General features: G+C 65.7%; 8 protein-coding genes and 1 pseudogene. 8 read left to right on the top strand and 1 reads right to left on the bottom strand.

All coding sequences use genetic code 11. The annotated features are described in order from the left end of the window. Positions 1–23 precede the first annotated feature (23 nt). The 3 genes from N2602_RS38445 to N2602_RS38435 all read left to right on the top strand — a co-directional run bounded on the left by N2602_RS38445 (position 24) and on the right by N2602_RS38435 (position 3390). Complete coding sequence (locus tag N2602_RS38445) at positions 24–533, top strand: OsmC family protein (RefSeq protein ID WP_260381330.1); 510 nt, start codon at positions 24–26, stop codon at positions 531–533. Positions 534–660: 127 nt separating this feature from the next. After that, complete coding sequence (locus tag N2602_RS38440; RefSeq protein WP_260381329.1) at positions 661–1461, top strand: hypothetical protein; 801 nt, start codon at positions 661–663, stop codon at positions 1459–1461. 252 nt (positions 1462–1713) lie between these two features. Beyond that, a complete protein-coding gene (locus N2602_RS38435) occupies positions 1714–3390 on the top strand; it encodes a PAS domain-containing methyl-accepting chemotaxis protein (protein WP_260381328.1) in 1677 nt (558 codons plus the stop codon). Positions 3391–3493: 103 nt separating this feature from the next. Here N2602_RS38435 and mutS read toward each other — a convergent pair. Beyond that, positions 3494–6263, bottom strand: a pseudogene (gene mutS, locus N2602_RS38430) (DNA mismatch repair protein MutS). Positions 6264–6603: 340 nt separating this feature from the next. On the opposite strand from mutS, the gene pcaF reads away from it, so the two are divergent. The 5 genes from pcaF (at position 6604) to N2602_RS38405 (ending at position 12276) form a co-directional block, all read left to right on the top strand. Continuing rightward, positions 6604–7812 carry a 3-oxoadipyl-CoA thiolase gene (pcaF, locus tag N2602_RS38425; protein ID WP_212255815.1) on the top strand — a complete coding sequence of 403 codons (1209 nt, stop codon included), beginning with the start codon at positions 6604–6606 and terminating at the stop codon, positions 7810–7812. A 208-nt stretch (positions 7813–8020) separates the two neighbouring features. Continuing rightward, entirely contained in the window at positions 8021–8914 is an 894-nt protein-coding gene (locus N2602_RS38420; protein WP_260381327.1) for a dioxygenase, read from the top strand. A gap of 124 nt (positions 8915–9038) precedes the next feature. Further along, positions 9039–9740: a protocatechuate 3,4-dioxygenase subunit beta gene (gene pcaH / locus N2602_RS38415; protein ID WP_260381326.1), complete on the top strand. Its 702-nt coding sequence runs from the start codon at positions 9039–9041 to the stop codon at positions 9738–9740. Position 9741: 1 nt separating this feature from the next. Continuing rightward, positions 9742–10344 carry a protocatechuate 3,4-dioxygenase subunit alpha gene (gene pcaG, locus N2602_RS38410; protein ID WP_260381325.1) on the top strand — a complete coding sequence of 201 codons (603 nt, stop codon included), beginning with the start codon at positions 9742–9744 and terminating at the stop codon, positions 10342–10344. 243 nt (positions 10345–10587) lie between these two features. Next, complete coding sequence (locus N2602_RS38405; protein ID WP_172788907.1) at positions 10588–12276, top strand: methyl-accepting chemotaxis protein; 1689 nt, start codon at positions 10588–10590, stop codon at positions 12274–12276. Positions 12277–12315: the final 39 nt, after the last annotated feature.

The raw sequence follows: 12315 nt of genomic DNA, 5'->3' as shown, positions 1-12315 counted from the left end.
ATCAAACTCCGGGAGAGAACAAGATGGACGCCGCAGAGCTGCGCCAGATGCAGGCCCCGATCAAGGAGCGCTACAAGACCGATCCCAAGGCTGCGCTGATCACGCTGAAAGCCAAGGGCTCCACCGATAGCGAAGGCATCGCCTGCAAGGTCGAGACCGGCCGCGCCATCGCAACGGCTGGCCTCCACCCCGCAACCGGCGGCTCCGGCCTCGAGCTCTGCTCCGGCGACATGCTGCTCGAAGCGCTCGTTGCCTGTGCCGGCGTCACGCTGAAATCGGTCGCGACCGCAATCGAGGTGCCCTTGAAGACCGGCAACGTCTACGCCGAGGGCGACCTCGACTTCCGCGGCACGCTCGGCGTCGACAAGGAGACGCCGGTCGGCTTCGCCGAGATCCGCCTGCGCTTCGAGGTCGACACGTCAGCGCCGCAGGACAAGCTCGATCTCTTGCTCAAGCTCACCGAGCGCTATTGCGTGGTCTACCAGACCATCAAGAACGGCCCGAAGGTTTCGGTGTCGATGCAGCGGATGTGAGGACGCAGGTCGTCATCCCACCAATTGGCGTCGTCCCGGGGCGCGCCGCTTCGCCCGCCCCGGAATGACGGACTGAATAACTTCGCTTTCTGTCCGGATCAGCGCGCCGCTTGCCCGGCACAAAAAAATGTCCCTCGACCTCCACGTCCTCCTCTTTCTCTTCCTGCGCATGGCGATCGCGGCGGCGTTCGTGGTGACGGCGTCGATCATCACCGAACGCTCGGGGCCGGTGATCGGCGCGCTGATCGCGACCCTGCCGGTGTCGGCGGGGCCGTCCTACGTCTTTCTTGCGATCGACCACGACGCCGCTTTCATCGCGCAGGGCGCGCTGGCGAGCCTGCCGGTCAATGTGGCGACGATCTTCATGTGCCTCACTTACGTTGTGCTGTCGCAGCGGCACACTCTCGTGGTGAGTTGCGGAAGCGCTTTCGCGGTGTGGATCGGGATGGCCTCGATCATCCGCCAGTTCGACTGGACGCTCACGGCCGGGCTTGCCGCCAATCTGATCGCATTCGGCATCTGCATTCCACTGCTCGCGCGCTATCGCCATGTGAAGATGCCGCTGGTGATGCGCCGCTGGTACGACGTGCCGATGCGCGCTGCGCTGGTTGCGACCCTCGTCGCCATCGTGGTGTCGACTTCGAGCTGGGTCGGCCCGCGCATCAGCGGCATCATCGCACTCTTCCCCGTGGTGTTCTCCAGCATGATGGTGATCCTGCATCCGCGCATCGGCGGACCGCCGACCGCCGCCGTGCTCGCCAACTCCGCCTGGGGCCTGCTCGGATTTGGCATGGCCGTCGCCGTCCTGCACGTTGCGGTCGTGTGGTTCGGTTCCGCAGTCGGCTTGTGCGTCGCACTCGGGACCTGCGTGGCCTGGAATCTGACGCTGTGGTGGCGTGGACGCAGAAGGCTGCGCATCGAAACGTAAGTTGGTACGGGACCTTTGCGGTGCTCAGCCGGTAGTTCTGCGGTGTTTGACTGCGCGTTTCCGATAATGTCGTTAATTTAATCTTTGTGTCTTGACCCTACGCTTACTCGTCAGCTGTCGAGGCGGCCCCGTTGGATAACGGGGCAGAAGTTCCATCAGTACCAAAGTCGTAAACGACGAGCCGAAACGTCGAGCGCTAGCGCGACGCTGCGCGCGCCACGCATAATGATTTCTCAACGAGGAGACACCTGAATGTTCGGCCGTAAGTCCCACATTGATGCACAGGCGCGGCTCGATGCCATCGGCCGTTCGCAGGCGATGATCGAATTCAAACTTGATGGGACGATCATCACGGCCAACAAGAATTTTCTCGACGCGCTCGGCTATCGGCTCGAGGAGATCCAGGGCAAGCATCATTCGATGTTCGTGCCGGCCGACCAGCGCGACCGCGCCGAGTACAAGGCGTTCTGGGCCGCACTGAACCGCGGCGAGTATCAGGCGCGCGAGTTCAAGCGAATCGCGAAGGACGGCCACGAGGTCTGGATCGAAGCATCCTACAATCCGGTGCTCGACGGCGACGGCAAGGCGGTGATGGTCGCCAAGATCGCGACCGACATCACCGAGAAGAAGATCCGGAGCATGACGGACGCCTCGAAGATCGCCGCCAGCAGCCGTGCCCAGGCCGTCATCGAGTTCAAGCTCGACGGTACCATCGTCACCGCCAACGAGAATTTCTGCAAGGCGCTCGGCTATTCGCTCGCCGAGATCCAGGGCAAGCATCACAGCTTGTTCGTGGCCGAGGCTGACCGCAACGGCGCTGCCTATCGCGAATTCTGGGCCAAGCTCAACCGCGGCGAATACCAGGCCGGCGAGTTCAAGCGTATCGGCAAGGGCGGCCGCGAGGTCTGGATCCTCGCTTCCTACAATCCGCTGCTCGACGAGAGCGGCAAGCCGTATGGAGTCGTCAAGTTCGCAACTGACGTCACTGCCGAGAAGCTGAAGACCGCCGATATCGCAGGTCAGATCGCGGCAATTGACAAGGCGCAGGCCGTGATCGAGTTCAACATGGACGGCACGGTCATCACGGCCAATGCCAACTTCCTGAGCGCACTCGGCTATTCGCTGGCCGAGATCAAGGGCAAGCATCACAGCATGTTCGTCGAGCCCAGTGAGCGCGACGGCGCCGCCTATCGGGAATTCTGGGCTGCGCTTGGTCGCGGTCAATACCAAGCGGGGGAATACAAGCGCATCGGCAAGGGCGGCAAGGAAGTCTACATCCAAGCCTCCTACAACCCTATCTTCGATCTCAACGGCAAGCCGGTCAAAGTCGTGAAATATGCCACCGACACCACCAAGCAGGTGCTGGTCCGCATGGGCAACGAGCGCGTTCGCGGCATGATGGAATCGGTCGCCGCCGGCTCGGAGGAGCTCAACGCTTCGGTGCGGGAGATCTCCGAGGCCATGACCAAGTCGCGCGAGACCGCGATGAGCGCCGTCGACCAGGTCGCCGCGGCCGATGCCCAGGCCCAGCGCCTCACCGAAGCCGCGCAAGCGATGAGCGGCATCGTCGAGATGATCAACAGCATCACCGGCCAGATCAATCTGCTCGCGCTGAATGCCACGATCGAATCCGCCCGCGCCGGTGAAGCCGGCCGCGGCTTTGCCGTGGTGGCGTCCGAAGTGAAGAGCCTTGCCAACCAGGCCAAGCAGGCCACTGACAAGATCGGCCAGGAAATCGGCAGCCTCAACGGCATCTCGGGTGACGTCGTTAGCGCACTCGGCTCGATCAAGCAGGCGATCAACAACGTCAGCGAATACGTCACCTCGACCGCCGCGGCCGTCGAGGAGCAGAGCACGGTGACCAACGAGATGTCGACCAGCATGCAGCGCGCGGCCGCGGAAGCCGCGGCGATCGCGGCGCGGGGGTAGGCGGGCATCGTAGGGTGGGTTAGCCGAAGGCGTAACCCACCTCTTCTATCTCCTCGGAAATGAAGATGGTGGGTTACGCTTCGCTAACCCACCCTACAGGCCATCACTGCTTCGGCAGCTTGGCCTTCAACGCATACAGCGCATCCAGCGCCTCGCGCGGCGACATCTCGTCCGGGTGCAGCGCCTTCACCGCCTCCATCAGCAGCTCCGCGTCGCTCGGCGGCGCGGCTTCAGTGGCGGCGCGTGAGGGCACCGCGAACAGCGGCAGATCGTCCACCAAGGCTCGCGCGGTCTGGCCGCGGTCCTGCGCCTCCAGCTTGGACAGCACCGATTTGGCGCGCGTGATCACCGCCGGCGGCAGGCCGGCGAGCTTCGCCACCTGGATGCCGTAGGAGCGGTCGGCCGAGCCCGGCAGCACCTCGTGCAGGAACACGACGTTGCCCTGCCATTCCTTCACCCGCACCGTGGCGTTGAACATGCGCGGCAGCTTGGCCGCGAGCGCAGTCAGCTCGTGATAGTGCGTCGCGAACAATGTGCGGCAGCGGTTGCTCTCGTGCAGATGCTCGATCGCGGCCCAGGCGATGGAGAGGCCGTCGAAGGTCGCGGTGCCGCGGCCGATCTCGTCGAGGATGACGAGCGAGCGCTCGCCGGCCTGGTTCAGGATCGCCGCGGTCTCGACCATCTCCACCATGAAGGTGGAGCGGCCGCGGGCGAGATCGTCGGCGGCGCCGACGCGCGAGAACAGGCGGTCGACGATGCCGATCCGCGCACGCGTGGCCGGCACGAAGCTGCCGATCTGCGCCATCAAGGCAATCAGCGCGTTCTGGCGCAGGAAGGTCGATTTACCCGCCATGTTGGGACCGGTGAGCAGCCAGAGCTGGCCTGCCCCCACCCTACCCTCCCCGCTTGCGGGGAGGGTAGGGTGGGGGTACCGGCGACAGGTCGCAGGCATTGGCGATGAACGGCTCGCCGTTGCGCTTGAGCGCCTGCTCGACCACGGGATGGCGGCCGGCCTCGATCGCAAAGCTGAGCGAGCCGTCGACCTCGGGCCGCACATAGTTCTCGTCGACTGCGAGCTTGGCCAGCGACGTCGCGACGTCGAGCAGCGCGAAGCCTTGCGCCGCGGCGCGCAGATCGTCGCTGATCGCGAGCGTCTTGCCACAGAGCCGCTCGAAGATCTCGAGCTCGAGGCCGAGCGCACGGTCGCCGGCATTGGCGATCTTGGCCTCGATCTCGCCGAGCTCGGCGGTGGTGAAGCGCACCTGTCCCGCCAGCGTCTGGCGATGGATGAAGGTCGCGTTCAGCGGCGGCGACATCAGCTTGTCGCCGTGCTGGGCGGTGACCTCGACGAAATAGCCGAGCACGTTGTTGTGCCGGATCTTGAGGCCCTTCACGGAGGTCGCGTCGGCGTAGCGCGCCTGCATCGAGGCGACCACGAGGCGCGAGGCGTCGCGCAGGTTTCGCGCTTCGTCCAGCGTGGGCTCGTAGCCCTGGCGCACGAAGCCGCCGTCGCGCTTGATCAGCGGCAGCTGCTCGTCGAGCGCGCTGGCGAACTCGGCAGCAAGCTCGCGCGACGGCCGCTGCAGCGCCGCCATCACTGCAGCGATTTCCTGCGGCGGTTGATCCAGCTCGGAGAGCCTCGTCAACACCTGGTCGGCGGCGATGATGCCGTCGCGGATGCCGGCGAGGTCGCGCGGCCCGCCGCGGCCGACCGAGAGCCGAGCCAGAGCGCGCGACATATCGGGCGCGCCGCGCAAAATGCTGCGGATGTCCTCGCGCGCGGCGGAATCGGCCACGAAGGCGCTGACCGCATCTAACCGCCGCGCGATCGCCGGCGCATCGGTCAGCGGCGCGGCCAGGCGCTGCGCCAGCAGGCGGGAGCCTGCCGAGGTCACGGTGCAGTCGATGGCGTCGAGCAGCGAGCCGCGGCGTTCGCCGGCGAGCGTCCGCGTCAGCTCGAGATTGGCGCGCGTGGCCGGGTCGATCGCCATGGTCGCGCCCGAGGCCTCGCGCGCGGGCGGCGACAGCGGCGGATGCTTGCCGACCTGGGTGCGGTCGACATAGGTGACGGCGGCGGCCGCGGCGGTGGCTTCCAGGCGCGTCAGCTGCGCGAGCCCGTCCATGGTCGCGACCGCAAAGTAGTCGCACAGCCGCTTCTCGGCGGTGGCGCCGTCGAACACGTCGCGGGTCAGCGGCGTCACCGCCGGCAGCTCGCGCAAGGTCTGCCCGAGCTCGTTGTCGCTATAGAGCGCGTCGGTGACGATCGCCTCGTTCGGGTTGATGCGCGCCAGGGTCGCGGCGAGCTCGCCGCCCGAGACCTCGGTGACCGTGAATTCGGCCGTCGAGATGTCGATCCAGGCGAGGCCGAAGCGGTCGCCGCCGGCGCTGGAGCGGGCGCGCGCGATCGCCAGCAGGTAATTGTTGGCACGCGCATCCAGCAGCGTGTCTTCGGTCAGTGTGCCCGGCGTGACCAGCCGCACCACGCCGCGGCGCACCACGCTCTTGTTGCCGCGCGCTTTCGCCGCCGCGGGATCCTCGGTCTGCTCGCACACCGCAACCCGATGCCCGGCGCTGATGAGACGATGCAGGTAATCCTCGGCGCGCTCGACCGGCACGCCGCACATCGGGATATCCGCGCCCTGGTGCTTGCCGCGCTTGGTCAAGACGATGCCGAGCGTCTTTGAAGCGATCTCGGCGTCCTCGAAGAACAATTCGTAGAAGTCGCCCATCCGGTAGAACAGCAGCAAGCCCTGATGCGCTGCTTTGATCTCCAGATACTGCTCCATCATCGGCGTGACGCGCGCGGCAGCCTCGGCCTGCGGCGTGGGCGTGTCGTCGGGCGGCGGAACGGGTATCGGTTGTTGCATGGTCATGGGCGGCGCAACCTACAAAATTTCGCCTGAGCGTCCTATCGGTTTGGCTGGGGAGGGCGGGTTTTCCACGCTGTCCGCATGGCGGGATGTGTGCGCCACACTCTCGGTCGTCATTCCGGGATGCGCCGATAGGCGCAGGCCCGGAATCCATAACCCCCGGCTCGTGGTTATGGATTCCGGGCTCGCGACTTCGTCGCGCCCCGGAATGACGGCTGAGTTTCATGACATCGCTCGAATATGCCACCCGCGAAACCGTCAATTGACCTGCCGCAGGCGCGCTCCTAAAACTCCGCCGACATTGAAGAATTTGGCCGGATCGCGGCATTCAGGGAGAACAACGATGCGTGACGTCTTTATCTGTGATGCCGTGCGGACCCCGATCGGCCGTTTCGGCGGCTCGCTCGCCAAGGTGCGCGCCGACGATCTCGCCGCCGCCCCGATCAAGGCGCTGATGGCAAAACACCCCAAGCTCGACTGGGCACAGGTGGACGAGGTCTTCTTCGGTTGCGCCAACCAGGCCGGCGAGGACAATCGCAACGTCGCGCGCATGGCGCTGTTGCTCGCAGGCCTACCGGATTCGGTTCCCGGCCAGACCTTGAACCGGCTTTGCGCCTCGGGCCTCGATGCGGTCGGTGCCGCGGGCCGCGCCATCCGTTCCGGCGAGATCGAGCTTGCGATTGCCGGCGGCGTCGAGTCGATGACCCGCGCGCCCTTCGTAATGGGCAAGGCGCAGGAGGCCTTCTCGCGCTCGGCCGAGATCTTCGACACCACCATCGGCTGGCGCTTCATCAATCCACTGCTGAAGGCACAGTACGGCGTCGATGCGATGCCCGAGACCGGCGAGAACGTCGCCGAGGAGTTCCAGGTCTCGCGCGCCGACCAGGACGCCTTCGCCATTCGCTCGCAGCAGCGTGCGGGCGCAGCGATCGCGGCGGGTTATTTCGCGGAAGAAATCACGCCCATCACGATTCCTGGCGGCAAGGCCGGTCCTGTTACGGTCGACAAGGACGAGCATCCGCGTCCCGAGACCACGCTGGAAGGTCTGGCCAAGCTGAAGCCGATCGTGCGCAATCCGGGCACCGTCACGGCCGGCAATGCCTCCGGCGTCAATGACGGCGCCGCCGCCATGATCCTGGCCTCGGAAGCCGCGGTGAAGAAGCACGGCCTGACGCCGCGAGCGCGCATCCTCGGGCTCGCCTCGGCCGGCGTGCCGCCGCGGATCATGGGCATCGGCCCGGTGCCGGCGACCCGCAAGCTGATGGAACGCCTCGGCAAGAAGATCAGCGATTTCGACCTGATCGAGCTGAACGAAGCTTTCGCCTCGCAGGGCATCGCCTGCATGCGCCAGCTCGGCGTCGCCGATGACGCCGATTTCGTCAATCCGCATGGCGGCGCCATCGCGCTCGGCCATCCGCTCGGCATGAGCGGTGCCCGTCTCGCACTCACCGCCGTGCACGGCATGGAGAAGCGCGGCGGCAAGCTGGCGCTCGCCACCATGTGCGTCGGCGTCGGCCAGGGTGTCGCGGTGGCGATCGAAAAGCTGAATTAAGACTCCATCCTCCCCCTCTCCCCGTTCTTACGGGGAGAGGGTTGGGGTGAGGGGCCTCTCTCCGCGGATGAGATGACCGTGGGACCTGTACCCCCTCACCCGGATCGCAAGGGCGATCCGACCTCTCCCCGCAGGCGGGGAGAGGTGAAGATTCCGGGGCCGCTCCTTTCACTCGCGCCCGGAACGACCGGATGGTTGGGAGGTGGCTATGATCATCGAGCGCGAGAAGGACGTCACGGCCGCGGCACTGGCGGTGATGGAGCGGACATCCGATCCGCGGCTGCGCGAGATCATGGTCTCCCTGGTCAAGCATTTGCACGCCTTCGTGCGCGACGTTCGCCTGACCGAGAAGGAGTTCCGCGATGCCACGGCGATCGTGGCCGAGCTCGGCAAGCTGACCACCGACACGCACAACGAAGTCGTGCTGATGGCGGGGTCGCTCGGCGTCTCCTCGCTGGTGTGCCTGCTCAACAACGGCGATCAGGGCAATACGGAGACCGATCAATCATTGCTCGGGCCGTTCTGGCGGTTGAATTCGCCCCGGGTCGAGAATGGCGGATCGATCGTGCGCTCGGAAACGCCGGGGGCCACGCTGTTCGTCAGCGGCCGCGTCGTCGACAGGGACGGCCGGCCCGTCGCGGGTGCCGAGATCGATGTCTGGCACGCCTCGCCGGTCGGCCTCTACGAGAACCAGGACCCCGAGCAGGCCGACATGAACCTGCGCGGCAAGTTCATGTCCGATTCCGACGGGCGCTTTTCCTTCCGCTCGGTGATGATGGTCGGCTATCCCATTCCGACCGATGGTGTCGTGGGCCGCCTGCTCGAGGCGCAGGGCCGCCACCCCTATCGTCCCGCACATCTGCACGCCCTGATCTTCAAGCCAGGATTCAAGGTGCTGATCTCGCAGGTGTATGATCCGAGCGACCCTCATATCGACAGCGACGTGCAGTTCGGTGTGACACAGGCTCTGATCGGCAAGTTCGTGCGCCACGATACGCCGCATCCGACCGCGAAGGACGCCTCCGTGCCCTGGTATTCGCTCGACCATACCTACCGGCTCGAGGCCGGAGAGGCCGTGCTTCCGCGTGCGCCGATCAGGTAGGGAGCGGCCGGCTGCCATGCGCGGGAACGCCGCTAAACCGGCTTTCCCAAATTAGTTATATCCTATAATGATTGGCAGAAGCGTTGACCGGCCGGACCTAAAATGGCCGGGGAGGAGTTCGCCAATGACATTCATCTATCCCACCGGCAGCAACGCGGCGCATCCGCTGCCGCTGTCGCCCGACTACAAAAGCTCGATCAAGCGTGCGCCGAACAAGCCCTTGATCCCGATGCCCCATACGCTGTCGGAGCTGACCGGGCCGGTCTACGGCCACGAGACCGTGCGCGAGGGCGACAACGATCTCACCCGTCAGCACGCGGGCGAGCCGCTCGGCGAGCGCATCATCGTGCACGGCCATGTGCGCGACGAGGACGGCCGCGGCGTGCCGAACTCGCTCGTCGAGATCTGGCAGGCCAATTCCTGCGGCCGCTATGTCCATGTCCGCGATCAGCATCCGGCGCCGCTGGATCCGAATTTCACCGGCGCGGGTCGCACCGTGAGCGATGCGTCCGGCTATTATCGCTTCGTCACCATCAAGCCCGGCGCCTATCCCTGGGGCAATCACCACAATGCCTGGCGTCCCGCGCATATCCATCTCTCGGTGTTCGGCCATTCCTTCGTCACGCGGCTGGTGACGCAGATGTACTTCCCGGCCGATCCGCTGTTTCCGTTCGATCCGATCTTCAACTCGGTGCCGGACGAGAGGGCGCGGGCGCGGATGGTTTCCTCGTTCGACCTGGAGAATACCCAGCCCGAATGGGCGCTGTGCTACCGCTTTGACATCGCGCTGCGCGGCAAGAACGCCACGCCCATGGAGAACCACTAACGTGCAGGATTCTGTGAAGCCCGACGGGATCACCCCATCCCAGACCGTCGGTCCGTTCTTCAAATACGGACTGACACCGACCGGCGAGTACGCGTGGAACGACGCATTCACCAACTCGACGCTGACACCCGATGTCACCGGCGATCGCGTTCGTATCGAGGGCCGTGTCTTCGATGGTGATGGCGTTGCCGTGCCGGATTGCATGCTGGAGATCTGGCAGGCGGATGCGCAGGGCCGCTTCGCCGATCCCCAGGACAAGCGCGCGCTGCCGAATGCGAGTTTCCGCGGCTTTGCCCGCTGCGGCACCGACAAGGACGGCAACTATTCCTTCGAGACCATCAAGCCGGGTGTCGTGCCCGATCCCGCTGGCAAGCCGCAGGCGCCGCACATCCTGCTTGCGGTGTTTGGCCGCGGCATGCTCAGGCATCTCTACACCCGCATCTATTTCAGCGACGAGGCCGGCAACGCCGCCGATCCCGTGCTGGCGCTGGTACCAGCTGACCGCCGGGCCACGCTCACTGCGGTCCGCGAGGCCGGCAAGCCTGTCTACCGGCTCGACCTGCAGCTGCAGGGCGACAACGAGACGGTGTTCTTCGACGTGTGAAGGCAGGGCGTGCCGGGGAAGATTGCTCTCCCGGCATGCACATCTCATTCAGCGCATCGATCGAACTCAAACGTTTGTTTTGCGCGTTTGTGCGTCAGCCTCGCTGACTCAATACCGAAGAGTTGACTGTCAATTCCCGTATTTATGCGGGGCTCGCGAAATACAATTCTCGCGCGAATCAATCCCGCATTTACCGTAGTCGTCTAGGGTGGCGGCAGTTTCGACGCTGACCTGGATTGTTTCATGAAATTTCGTCTGTCCTTGTCCTCTGCGATCGTCGCGTTTGGCGTCGTTCTCGCCGTTGGTTTTGCCGCCATTGTTTCGACCAGCCTGTACGCCCTGAAAGAGCTCAAGGTCGGCGGTCCGCTCTATTCCGACATTAAGCTCGGCAACGACCTCATCGCCGACATCCTGCCGCCGCCCGAATATGTCATCGAAGCCTATCTCGAGGCGACGCTGGCCATGCGCGAGCCGGATCAGCTGGCCGCCCATGGCGAGCGCCTGGTCCAGCTCCGCAAGGAATACGACGAGCGCAAGGCGTTCTGGGTCTCCTCCAGCCTCTCGGCCGACCTCAAGACCGCGCTGGTGTCGAAATCCGATGCGGAGGTGCAGAAATTCTGGAAGGCGTCGGATCAGCTCCTGCCGGCGCTCAAGGCCAAGGACATTGCAGCCTCCGAGCGCGCCTATGCGCAGCTCAAGGACGCCTATACCGCGCACCGCGCGGTCATCGACAGCATTGTCGACAGTGCGAACAAGCAGAATGCAGCCATGGAGAAGCTGGCCGCGGACCGCGACAGCGCGATGCTCTATATCCTACTCGGCGTCTCCGTTGCCGTCCTCGCCTTCGTTACCGCCGGCCTGCTGGGTGTTGCCCTCGGCGTGGTGCGCCCGATCGTGCGCATGACGGACACGATGCAGAAGCTCGCGACCGGCGATCTCGACGCCGACATTCCGTTCGCGCAGCGCCAGGACGAGGTCGGCTCGATGGCGGGCGCACTTGTGGTGTTCAAGCAGGCGGCGGTCGAGAATTCCCGTCTGCGCGAGGAGCAATTGCGGCAGGAGCAGGCGGCGGCGCTCGCCAAGCGCTCCGCCCTGCACCAGATGGCGGAGACGGTCGAGCGCGAGACCGGCCGCTCGGTCGATACCGCGACGGCGGCGACGCAGGGCGTGGAGCAGGCCGCCTCCGGGCTGTCGGAGATCGCAAAGTCGCTCTCGGCGCAGTCGCAGGCGGTCGCGGCGGCCTCGACGCAGGCGCTCGGCAGCTCGCAAGCCGTCTCGGCTGCGGCCGAAGAATTGAGCGCCTCGATCCGCGAGATCGCGGGCCAGGTGGCGCGGACCAGCAGCGTCACCAAATCGGCGGTCGCCGGCCGCGAGCAGGCGCGTTCGACCATTCAGGCGCTGGCCGGATCGGTGAAGAAGATCGCCGAGGTCTCCGATCTCATCGGCGGCATTGCGGGCCAGACCAACCTGCTCGCGCTCAACGCGACGATCGAGGCGGCGCGCGCTGGCGAGGCCGGCCGCGGCTTCGCGGTGGTTGCCGCCGAGGTGAAGTCCCTGTCAGACCAGACTGCCAAGTCGACCGAGGAGATCGGGCGGCTGATTGCCGAGATCCAGGCCTCGACCCAGGCCGCGGTCGACGCCGTCGAGGCCATGGGAGGCCACATCATCGAGATCGACGGCGTGGCGACCTCGGTCGCCGCCGCGATGGAAGAGCAGGATGCCGCGACCCGGGAGATCACGCGGTCGATTTCCGAATCGGCCTCGGCGGCGAAGGAGGTCTCGGCCAAGATCGGCGACGTCAGCCGCGATGCCGCCTCCGTCAACGCGCGCGCCGCGGATGTGAGGCAGGCGATCGCCGGGATGGCGGCCAATCTCGAGCAGCTGCGTTCGGTCGTCGTGCGGACCGTGCGCGACTCGACCGCGGCAGCCTGAGCCGGCGCGAGCCGCTGGTGCCCGGGCGGGTGATCGTGC

The sequence above is a fragment of the Bradyrhizobium sp. NC92 genome (assembly GCF_025200865.1).
Taxonomy (GTDB): domain Bacteria; phylum Pseudomonadota; class Alphaproteobacteria; order Rhizobiales; family Xanthobacteraceae; genus Bradyrhizobium.
Note: the sequence above shows the minus strand (reverse complement) of the source record. Positions and strands in the feature narration are given on the sequence as shown.